10 protein-coding genes are annotated in these 10950 nt (G+C 52.6%); 3 read left to right on the plus strand and 7 right to left on the minus strand.

Translation table 11 applies throughout. From position 1 onward, the window contains the following. Positions 1-172 precede the first annotated feature (172 nt). Positions 173-1228 carry a DNA polymerase IV gene (dinB, locus tag SC127_RS05900; protein WP_215847518.1) on the minus strand — a complete coding sequence of 352 codons (1056 nt, stop codon included), beginning with the start codon at positions 1226-1228 and terminating at the stop codon, positions 173-175. Positions 1229-1473: 245 nt separating this feature from the next. Here dinB and dpaA point away from each other — a divergent pair, with 245 nt between their 5' ends. Continuing rightward, positions 1474-2214, plus strand: coding sequence for a peptidoglycan meso-diaminopimelic acid protein amidase (gene dpaA / locus SC127_RS05905; RefSeq protein ID WP_215847519.1), 741 nt, complete (start codon positions 1474-1476; stop codon positions 2212-2214). On the opposite strand, the gene SC127_RS05910 is transcribed toward dpaA, so the two are convergent. Together SC127_RS05910 and lpcA are read right to left on the minus strand one after the other, a co-directional pair. Then, entirely contained in the window at positions 2185-2952 is a 768-nt protein-coding gene (locus tag SC127_RS05910) for a class II glutamine amidotransferase (RefSeq protein ID WP_243078462.1), read from the minus strand. The genes dpaA and SC127_RS05910 overlap by 30 nt on opposite strands. Before the next feature lie 48 nt (positions 2953-3000). Continuing rightward, positions 3001-3579 carry a D-sedoheptulose 7-phosphate isomerase gene (lpcA, locus tag SC127_RS05915; RefSeq protein ID WP_215847521.1) on the minus strand — a complete coding sequence of 193 codons (579 nt, stop codon included), beginning with the start codon at positions 3577-3579 and terminating at the stop codon, positions 3001-3003. 253 nt (positions 3580-3832) lie between these two features. On the opposite strand from lpcA, the gene fadE reads away from it, so the two are divergent. After that, positions 3833-6280, plus strand: coding sequence for an acyl-CoA dehydrogenase FadE (gene fadE / locus SC127_RS05920; protein ID WP_243078463.1), 2448 nt, complete (start codon positions 3833-3835; stop codon positions 6278-6280). Positions 6281-6340: 60 nt separating this feature from the next. Here the strand turns inward: fadE and mtnK are convergent, their stop codons facing one another. Then, the gene (mtnK, locus tag SC127_RS05925; RefSeq protein WP_332625763.1) at positions 6341-7540 is read right to left on the minus strand and encodes an S-methyl-5-thioribose kinase; all 1200 of its coding nucleotides are present in this window, start codon (positions 7538-7540) and stop codon (positions 6341-6343) included. 122 nt (positions 7541-7662) lie between these two features. Between mtnK and mtnA the strand changes: the two genes are divergently transcribed. Then, the gene (gene mtnA, locus SC127_RS05930; RefSeq protein ID WP_243078465.1) at positions 7663-8685 is read left to right on the plus strand and encodes an S-methyl-5-thioribose-1-phosphate isomerase; all 1023 of its coding nucleotides are present in this window, start codon (positions 7663-7665) and stop codon (positions 8683-8685) included. A gap of 154 nt (positions 8686-8839) precedes the next feature. Here mtnA and SC127_RS05935 read toward each other — a convergent pair whose 3' ends face one another. Genes SC127_RS05935 through SC127_RS05945 form a run of 3 tightly spaced genes read right to left on the minus strand, consistent with a single transcriptional unit; the run spans position 8840 to position 10678 of the window. Continuing rightward, a complete protein-coding gene (locus SC127_RS05935; RefSeq protein ID WP_215847525.1) occupies positions 8840-9382 on the minus strand; it encodes a 1,2-dihydroxy-3-keto-5-methylthiopentene dioxygenase in 543 nt (180 codons plus the stop codon). 1 nt (position 9383) lies between these two features. After that, a complete protein-coding gene (gene mtnC / locus SC127_RS05940; protein ID WP_243078466.1) occupies positions 9384-10067 on the minus strand; it encodes an acireductone synthase in 684 nt (227 codons plus the stop codon). After that, positions 10064-10678 carry a methylthioribulose 1-phosphate dehydratase gene (locus SC127_RS05945; RefSeq protein WP_215847527.1) on the minus strand — a complete coding sequence of 205 codons (615 nt, stop codon included), beginning with the start codon at positions 10676-10678 and terminating at the stop codon, positions 10064-10066. The genes mtnC and SC127_RS05945 overlap by 4 nt, the downstream gene beginning before the upstream one ends. Positions 10679-10950: the final 272 nt, after the last annotated feature.

The following is a 10950-nucleotide window of genomic DNA, read 5'->3' on the forward strand; positions in this document are numbered from 1 at the left end:
CTGCCACATGCAGCTTAAATACTCACATAAAGCAGCATCTTCCTCCCCCATTTATGGGGGAGGACTGAGGTGGGGGACAAACGGCCTCGCACTTATGGGGACCAAGATGGGAAATAAACGACGCCTAACCTAAAGAGATTAGGATGAGGGACAGCGCGCGCATTCCCCTAAACTACAAACCCAACAGCAACTGCCGTTCAAGCTGCGGATCCACCAGCGTGACGTGCAATCCCACCAGCCGAACGCCTCTTCCCGCCCGCCGCTCGTCCCAGGTTTTACGCGCCACCGCAATCATATCTTCCTTGTTCAGCACCGGCCAAATGTGTTCCTGCGTCGTCTGCTGGAAATCGTTAAATTTTAATTTAACGCCCTGACGAGCGATTAATTTATCGGGTCGGATCTGCGTCAAACGGCGATCCAGTTCCTCATAGAGATAATCGATGATGGTCAGGCAGGCTTCCCAACTCTCAATATCCTCCGCCAGCGTTCTTTCTACGCCCAGCGACTTGCGTTCACGCTCCACCACTACGCCACGTTCATCAATGCCGTTGCTGCGCTCCCAAAGAATGCGACCAAACTTACCGAACCGCTTTAACAGTTGCGCCAAATCTGCTTTCTGCACATCGCCGCAGGTATGCAGGCCCATCTCTTCCAACTTCTTTGCGGACACCTTGCCCACACCGGGAATTTTTGCCAGCGGTAATGTCAATAAAAACCCCGCCATCTCTGGCGGTGTAATCACATATTGCCCGTCTGGCTTATTCAAATCGGAAGCAATCTTGGCGAGAAATTTAATCGGCGCAATGCCCGCAGACGCGGTTAACTGGGTTTCACGATAGATTGTGGCGCGGATATCTTTAGCGATCAGCGTAGCGGAGCCGTGACAGTGCAGGCTGTCGGTGACATCTAAATAGGCTTCATCCAGGGAAAGCGGTTCAATGAGCGGGGTATAACGCAAGAAGATGTCGCGAATTTGCGCTGATGCTTCTTTATAAGCAGCAAAGCGGCCCGGTAACAGGCGTAAATGAGGGCATAATTTCAGCGCCATTCCGGTAGGCATTGCGCTACGCACACCATATTTTCGGGCAGGATAGTTGGCGGTACTGATTACGCCACGGCGTTCACGGCTACCGCCAATAGCGATAGGGATATCGCGTAATGAGGGATCATCACGCATTTCAACCGCGGCATAAAAGCAGTCCATATCAACATGAATAATCTTGCGCATACCCTCCTCCAATACTGGATAAGTATACAGTCGGCAAAAGTAACTGCAATATTTGTTGAGCGAGGCATTAAAGTTTACAAATTTTTGGCCGTATTCCCTTTAGGAAACTGCCATTTTCCAGGACATAGTCTTGCTAAAAAAACAGACAATGTTAATGTTGCGCAGCGGTAGCGGAGTTTTCCGATAATGCAAGCAGAGACGCTGTTCGGCGTCATTGTTCTTCTTCACGTCAAGGTACACACAGCATGGGCAAAATCGCACTCCTGTTTGCGATGATTTTGATGCCAGCCCTCAGCATGGCAATGACACCTGAACCCGTTCAACAACTGGCGCCGGTGAATAAAGAATTAAAGAAACAGTTACTCGGCACGCCAGTTTATATCCAGATTTTCAAGGAAGAACGTACGTTAGAGTTGTACGGTAAAATCGGTAATGAATACCGTCTACTGGACACCTATCGCATCTGTAATTTTTCTGGCGGCCTCGGCCCGAAACGTCGTCAAGGCGATTTCAAAAGCCCGGAAGGATTTTATAACGTTAAGCTGAATCAGCTGAAGCCCGATAGCCGCTTCTATCGCGCTATTAACATTGGTTTTCCGAACCAATATGATCGCGATCAGGGCTACAACGGCAACTATTTGATGATCCACGGTGATTGCAAATCGATTGGCTGTTACGCCATGACCAACGCCTACATGGATGAAATTTTTAATTATGTGGATGCGGCGCTGCGCAATGGGCAACCAGAGGTGAGCATTAGCATCTATCCGTTCCGCATGACTGAAAGCAACATGCAGCGTCATCGTTACTCAACCTACGCCAATTTCTGGCGTGAGCTGCAACCGGGCTATGCGTATTTCGACAAATACCACCAGCCACCCACGGTTAACGTGACCAGCGGTAAATATGTCATGAACAACAGCCCGGTGATAACCAATCCCGAAGCTGCGTCCAAATCATTCCTGGCGCTCTCCAAGGCAGAATAATGCCCATTCACCTGGCACTATCCGGTGCCAGGTTTCATTTCCTGTCAACGGCTGCGTCGCTATCACCGTCACGATATCATTGGCAGTAGTGTGTTCTTGAAAATCAACCTCAACATCCTGATCAAGCAACTGCGCACGGCCAAACGGCGCACGGCGCGTGATCCAAAAGAGATTGGTGGAACAGAACGCCATCAAATAACGTCCGTCTGACAGCAACATATTGAACACGCCTTTCTGCCGCAGCTCGCCGGCTAATTCACCGATATAACGAAATACCGCAGGCCAGTTACCTGGTGTGCGCGGATAACGTGTCGCCAGCTTATGCAGAATCCAGCAAAAAGCCTTTTCGCTGTCAGTTTCACCCACCGGACGGAAAGTGCCGGTTTCCAGCTGACGATAACCTTTGAGTTGGCCGTTGTGAGCGTAGGTCCAGTTGCGTCCCCATAATTCACGTGTAAACGGATGGGTGTTTTCCAGCGATACCTGTCCGCGATTGGCCTGACGAATATGTGCCACCACCGAATGGGATTTGATGGGGTATTCCTGCACTAAGCGCGCAATTGGCGAGTTATAGCTGGGCAGCGGATCTTTAAACGTGCGGCAGCCTTTATCCTCGTAAAACGTAATGCCCCAACCATCTTTGTGTGGCCCGGTTCCACCGCCGCGCTGCACCAGACCGGTGAAGCTGAAACAGATATCCGTTGGTACATTGGCGCTCATCCCGAGCAATTCGCACATAGCAACCGCCTTAGTTAAACGCCTCCCGTCGAGCAGGAGGCAATGCTGTTACTTCACCATCTCTTTTTCAATCAGCAGCATCAGGATATGAATCACTTTTATGTGAATTTCCTGAATACGGTCAGCATAGCCAAAATGCGGCACACGGATTTCAATATCGGCTGTTCCCGCCATTTTTCCGCCATCTTTGCCGGTCAGCGTAATGACTTTCATGCCTTGTGCACGCGCGGCTTCAATCGCTTTAATGATATTGGCAGAGTTACCGGAAGTAGACAGGCCCAGCAGTACATCGCCAGAACGCCCCACGGCTTCAATGTAACGCGAGAACACATAGTCGTAACCAAAATCGTTGCTGACGCAGGAAAGATGGCTGACGTCAGAGATGGCAATCGCCGGATAACCAGGACGATTTTCGCGGTAGCGGCCCGTTAACTCTTCAGCGAAATGCATCGCATCGCAATGCGAGCCACCATTACCGCACGACAACACTTTTCCACCTGCTTTAAAACTGTCGGCCAGCATCACCGCAGCGCGTTGAATCGCATGGATATTGGCTTCATCGCTCAGAAAATTATTTAACGTATCGGCGGCTTCATTAAGTTCTGAACGAATAATGTCCTGGTACATAGGGATGTCCTTTAAAGGGAGGTTTATCGCAGCAAGTTTAACGGAATGGCCGGTCAGCGCAAAGCACCGCACCCTATCCGTCCCCCTTTCCCCGCGAAAATTTGGCGGGACTTCTGCCCGGAAAAAACCGCGCGCAACGATTTTGTGAGGAAGGTCGTAACTGCGATGTAAACGAATTGCTAAATCAAACCAACTGCTCTAAAGATCTACTCATAACAGGTCAGACCTCTTACTACTTTACAGGCGGTTCATTATGATGGTTGTTTCGATACTTGCGACGGTGGTGCTGATTAGCGCCTTGTTTTATCACCGCATTTCGCTGCGGTTGAGTAGCCTGATTCTGCTGCTGTGGACCGGCGCGCTGGCGGCGGCTCAGCTCTGGACACCTTGGTTGCTGCTGCCGTTAGCCATTATCCTGCTGCCTTTCAATTTGCCCGCGTTGCGCCGTGATCTCTTTTCCAAACCGATGCTACAGCGTTTTCAGAAAGTGATGCCACCGATGTCGCGCACCGAGAAAGAGGCGATTGAGGCCGGTACAACCTGGTGGGAAGGCGATCTGTTTCAAGGTAAACCAGACTGGCAGAAGCTGCACAACTATCCGCAGCCGCGTCTGACCGCCGACGAGCAAGCCTTTATCGATGGCCCGGTTGAAGAAGCTTGCCGCCTGGCAAATGATTTTCAGATCACCCATGAAATGGCCGATCTGCCGCCTGAACTCTGGGCGTATTTAAAACAGCATCGCTTCTTCGCCATGATCATTAAAAAAGAGTATGGCGGACTGGAATTCTCAGCGTATGCACAAGCGCGTGTGCTGCAAAAACTGGCTGGCGTGTCGGGCATTTTAGCCATTACCGTCGGCGTTCCGAACTCACTTGGCCCCGGTGAACTGCTGCAACATTACGGCACCGACAAACAGAAAGATCACTATTTACCACGTCTGGCGCGTGGTGAAGAGATCCCTTGTTTTGCTCTGACCAGCCCGGAAGCGGGTTCTGACGCAGGCGCTATTCCCGATACCGGCGTGGTGTGCATGGGCGACTGGCAAGGCCAGCACGTTCTGGGTATGCGTCTGACCTGGAATAAGCGTTATATCACGCTGGCCCCCATTGCCACCGTGCTGGGGCTGGCATTTAAACTCAGCGATCCTGAAGGATTGCTGGGCGCAACCAAAGAACTCGGTATTACCTGTGCGTTGATCCCCACCCATACGCCAGGCGTTGAAATTGGCAATCGACACTTCCCGTTAAACGTCCCGTTTCAAAATGGTCCAACGCGCGGCAAAGATATCTTCGTACCGATCGATTTTATTATCGGCGGCCCAGAAATGGCCGGACAAGGCTGGCGGATGCTGGTTGAATGCTTGTCGGTTGGGCGCGGTATTACATTGCCATCGAACTCTACCGGCAGCCTGAAAAGCGTGGCGCTGGCAACCGGCGCTTATGCGCATATTCGTCGCCAGTTCAAATTACCAATCGGTAAAATGGAAGGGATTGAAGAGCCGCTCGCGCGGATCGCCGGAAACGCTTATGTGATGGATGCAGCCGCGACGCTGATTACCACCGGTATTATGCAGGGCGAGAAACCGGCGGTGCTCTCTGCAATTGTCAAATATCACTGCACCCATCGCGGTCAGCGCGCCATTATCGACGCCATGGATATTGCAGGCGGCAAAGGCATCATGCTCGGCAACAGCAATTTTCTCGCCCGTGCCTATCAGGGCGCGCCCATCGCGATTACGGTTGAAGGCGCGAATATTCTGACGCGCAGCATGATCATTTTTGGTCAGGGCGCGATTCGTTGCCATCCTTATGTTCTGCAAGAGATGGCAGCAGCAGCCAACAATGATGTCAGTGCTTTTGACAACGCGTTGTTCAGCCACATAGGTCATGTCGGCAGTAACCACGTGCGCAGTTTGTGGTTGGGTTTAACCGGTGGCCGCACCAGCGCCACGCCAACGCGTGATGCAACGCGCCGCTATTATCAGCACCTGAACCGCATCAGCGCTAATCTCGCTTTGCTGTCAGATGTTTCGATGGCAGTGCTGGGCGGTAGCTTGAAACGTCGCGAACGCATTTCAGCCCGTTTAGGTGATGTGCTGAGCCAGCTCTATCTCGCCTCCGCAACGCTGAAACGTTATGACGATGAGGGCCGCAACGAAGCCGATCTGCCGCTGGTGCATTGGGGCGTACAGGATGCCTTGCATCAGGCGGAAGATGCCATGGATGATCTGCTGCGTAACTTCCCGAATCGCTTAGTTTCAGGCGTGCTGCGCCTGGTGATTTTTGCCGGCGGCAAACAGTGTCCAGCGCCTTCTGATCGTCTCGATCACCAGCTCGCAAGATTGCTGCAGCTGCCGTCAGCGACGCGTACTCGTTTAGGTCGCGGCCAATATCTGACGCCGAGTGAACATAATCCGGCAGGACAGCTGGAGCAAGCCTTGCAGGATGTGATGGCGGCGGAAGTGATTCACGATCGGCTGTGCAAACAGACTAAAAAGCATCTCTCTTTTACCCGGCTTGATGCGCTGGCAACGCAGGCGCTGGAACAGGGCTTAATTGATGTGCAAGAAGCTGAGGTGCTGAAACGCGCCGAAGCGAGTCGATTGCGCTCCATTAACGTTGATGAGTTTGCCGCAGATGCGTTGGCGGTGCCTGCTAAAGCGGCGGAGCAGAAACCGGGTCGTGCCAGCGAAGCCGCTTGATGATCCGATGAATCATTCCCTAACAGGCCGACGCAATGTCGGCCTTTTTTATCCGCTTTTTCAGACAGCCTGGCGAATGCGGGCCAGCAGCGCTTCCACATCCTCAATATGATCGGCGGCCAGAATCAGCGTGCGGCCCAGCGTGATGGCGTTACGAATACACTCCGTGCGCATCGCCTCATCTTTAATGAGCTTCATATCCGCAACGTGAGACATGCCCACAGTACGACGAATCAGCTCGGTACCGCAGTAGCCAATCGTATCCGCCCATACTTTACGTAAAAACGCCTGCGCATAGCCTGGATATGCCATGGCAACATCGGTGGTTTTGGCTTCAGCCAGTTCAAGAAAGCGATGGACGAAGGCAATCCAGACGTCGCGCACATCGCTTAAACGCTGTTCACGGCCATCGGCGGCTTCGCGCGGCGCCAGCAGGCCTGGCAGACCACAGTAGTTGATCAACAAATTACCCAACGCGGTGCCAACATCAAAGCCAATTGGACCGAAATAACCAAACTCAGCATCAATCGCTTTTAGGCTACCTTCAGCGACAAAAATCGATCCGCTGTGGATGTCACCATGCAGCAGCGCTTCAGCATTGGCAAAGAAACGATGCTTAAGGCCCGCCACCGCAATGCGTAACGCATCATCATGACGCAGGCTGGCAACCAGCGGCTCCAACGCCTCCGGGTATTTATTGCGCTCATGATCGGTGTAGGGATCGTTGAAAAACAGATCCTCGGTGATTTCGCACATTTCCGGGTTAATAAAGCGGGCAACCTCCGCTTTTTTCTGGTGAGGATGCAAAATGAAATCAGAGGTGTGAAACAGGGTTTGCGCCAGATATTCACCCAGCTGACGCGATGCTTCCGGGTAATAAACGCCTTGTACCAGCTCGCCGCGCCAGATACGGTGACTGGAAAGGTCTTCCATCACCATCACGGCCAATTCTGCGTCGTAATGGGTAATCTGAACGGTATGCTGCGGGCAATGTTTATAGTGTTCAACCAGCGTTTGCGCTTCCAGACGGGCACGATCCAGCGTTAACGGCCAGGATTCTCCCACGCAACGTACGTAGGGCAGTGCTTGCTTAACCACCACGCGGCTTTTGCCTTGGTTATCATAAATCTTAAACACCAGATTAAGGTTACCATCACCAATCTCTTCCGCACTGACCAGCGTAGAAGGATCGTCCACTCCGCCAAATTGTTTGGCATATTCCACAGCGTCAGCAGCGGTGAAGGTACGGTATTGCGACATTGCCATTCCTTATAAACAAAAGACTTGAGGATCAAATAGCCATAAGCCGTTCAGACGTCTATACATCCGCTAAGCATGTTGGCACAATATCCGCCATTAACGCAACATGGATTTCACAGACAATGCAGAGACTTCAAACCACCAGCTTACAGGTTCGTGACAATCAGCTTTGGATCCTCGATCAGCAAGCGCTGCCGCAGCAAAAAAACTGGCTACCCGCGCACAGCGTGGCGCAGCTGGTTGAACATATTCATGCCTTGCGCGTGCGCGGTGCGCCGCTGATTGGCCTTTCTGCGTCGCTGCTGCTGGCGCTGCTGGCGGAGCATGGGCAAACGCGCGATCAGCTGGCAGAAGCGCTGGAAATCCTGCGCGCGGCGCGTCCGACCGCTGTGAACCTAATGAATAATCTTGATCGCATGAAGCTCGCGCTAGCGCAGGAGACGTTTGTCGACGCGCTTGTTAAAGAAGCGCTGCGTCTGGTGGAAGAAGATAAGCAGCTGTGTGACGATATCGCTGACGCTGGCAGCGCGTTAGTCACGCCTGGCAGCCGCTTGCTGACACATTGCAATACTGGCGGATTAGCCACCGCAGGCGTAGGCACCGCGCTGGGCGTGATTGCCCGAGCGCATCAGCAAGGTAAAGTAGCAAATGTTTGGGTCGGTGAAACGCGTCCTTTATTGCAGGGTGGGCGGTTGACTGCATGGGAACTGGGTGAGCTGGCGATACCCTATCAGTTGATCACTGATTCCATGGCCGCCAGCCTGATGGCCAGTAAGCAGGTCGATGCGATTTGGGTCGGTGCCGATCGCATCGCTGCGAACGGTGATGTAGCGAACAAAATTGGCACTTACAGTTTGGCAGTGCTGGCGCATTACCATGGCATTCCATTCTATGTTGCCGCGCCACACACCACGCTGGATCGTTTGTGTCCGAACGGCGCAGCGATTCCGATTGAACAGCGTGCGGCGAGCGAGGTCACCGGCGTAGCGGGCAGTTTTGGCAATGTTCAATGGGCACCCGAAAATGCGGCTGTTTATAACCCGGCATTTGACGTGACGCCTGCTGCATTGATCAGCGGTTGGGTGTTGAATACCGGTGTGGTCACGCCAGAGCAGGTAAAATTGGGTGCGTTTCAGCCACAGTGATTCCTGCGTTGCGAGGTCGTTTGTCCCCTTCCCGGTCTTCCCCGTTTTGATGGGGAGGGACCGAGGTGGGGACAGTGCACATACGTCAAAACCGCGTATGTAGAGGCCAACATCTAACGCGCAGAGGTCAAATCTCTACGCGCAAAGGCAAAAGCTAATCCAGTCGTGGATAAGCATCGGCAATCTTGTCGCCAGTAAAATTAGCTACCCAACCTTCCTGATTATCGAAAATACGGATCGCAGTGAAGTTTGGCGACGATCCCATATCAAACCAGTGCGGCGTTCCCGCCGGAACGGAGATCAGATCGTTTTTCTCACACAGGATCTGCAAGATCTGTCCATCCAGATGCAGGCAAAACAATCCTGCGCCCTCAACAAAGAAACGCACTTCGTCTTCGCCATGGGTATGCTCTGAAAGAAACTTCTCGCGCAAGACGCTTTTCTGGGGATTGTCGGCACGCATGCTGATGACATCCCAACTTTGATAACCCTTTTCGGCGACCAGACGATCAATGGCATGCTGATAAGCGTTAATTACCTTTTCGGCGTCAGGATTCTCACCCAGTTCGCGATCCGCTTCCCAGCGCTCAAAGCGTACACCTTTAGCGTTAAGACGTTCACGGATTGCCTCAGCATCGGTGCTGTGCCATACCGGCTGGCTGGCTTCACTCTCAGTAAAAATGGTCAGTGCACTCATCTCAAATCGACTCCGGGTTAATCTGGGAAAAATTATTGACCTGACGATGACGGCTTTGATTATCCGCGTCGCCACGAATCAACTGCAGGGTTTGCCAACCGGCTTCAGCCGCTGCGTCCAGTTCCTGATAAATATCAGAAAGAAACAGCAGCTGGTCAGCCGGCAGGCCGATTTCGGCGGCGATAGAGTGATAAGCGTTAACCTCACGCTTGGCACCAACGTGCGTATCAAAATAACCGCTAAACAGGCCAGTAATATCACCTTCGTCGCTGTAGCCAAATAACAATTTCTGCGCCGCAACCGAGCCGGAAGAATATACGTAGAGTTTTATACCCTGCTGCTGCCATGCCTTTAAAGCAGGCAGAACATCAGGGTAAAGGTGCCCGGTAAAACTGCCGTTAACGTAACCCGCGCGCCAGATCATCCCTTGCAGCGCTTTTAAGCCGGTGGATTTACGATCCTGATCCATAAAGCTGAACAGGATCTCAGTGATCGTGGCGAGATCGGCCTCCGGCAGTTCGGCTTCGATGCGTACCGCATTCAGCGCGGCAGCAACCTCTGCGTTATCCTGATTTTCGCGAATAAAGGCAGCTAAGTGTTGGCGGGCGTAAGGAAACAGTACGTTGTGCACGAAGCGGATGTCGCTGGTGGTGCCTTCGATATCAGTGACAATAGCGCGGATCATTTGCTCTCCAGCAGGCGACGTTGACGTTCGCATTCAAATAAAAACTCCAACCCTTCAAGATGACGTCGTGCTTCATTGACGTTTTCGCCCCAGCAGGTTAAGCCGTGACCGCGTAATAAAAAGCCGTAACGCAGCGGAAAACGGGCGGCATAATCTTCAATTTCTGACGCCAGCGCAGCGATGTCCTGGCTGTTATCAAATACCGGAATCGCCACGGTATCTTCATGCGTGTGCTGACCCGTCAGGGATTTTTGCATTTCGTAGCCATACAGCAGCAGTGCAGCGCCCTCTTCCACTCGAGACAAGACGGTGGCGTTAACGGTGTGCGTATGCAGAACCGCGCCCGCCTCGGGAAATAGTCGATAGATTAAGGTGTGCAACGCGGTTTCGGCAGAAGGTTTGCGTCCAGAAGGCGCAAGATTAGAGGCAATTTCAACCTGGATGAAGTCATCACGCGTCAGGCCACCTTTGTCTTTGCCCGATTCGCTGAGCAAACAGAAATGTTCATCCTGACGAACCGACATATTACCGCCAGTCGCGGGTGCCCAGCCTTTAGCGCCTATCCAGTGACAAGCGGCGACGAGCTGATCGAGCTGTTGAGTGTCAGACATACAATATCCTGTGCGATGGGTTTATGGCCTTGATAATACCTATTTTAATAGGGCGGCAAACGCATGAATCCCCGGGAGCTTACTCAGGTAAGTGACCGGGGTGAAATGCAGGCAGCCAACGCATCTGCAGCGCGAAGCATGACGGATAGATATCCTAAATAATTCGGGTTGCAGGAAGGCGACAAACGCATGAACCCCCGGGAGCTTACTCAGGTAAGTGACCGGGGTGAAATGCAGGCAGCCAACGCATCTGCAGCGCGAAGCATGACGGA

Origin of the sequence: Pantoea sp. T14, assembly GCF_036663535.1 — a bacterium.
Taxonomy (GTDB): domain Bacteria; phylum Pseudomonadota; class Gammaproteobacteria; order Enterobacterales; family Enterobacteriaceae; genus Pantoea; species Pantoea phytostimulans.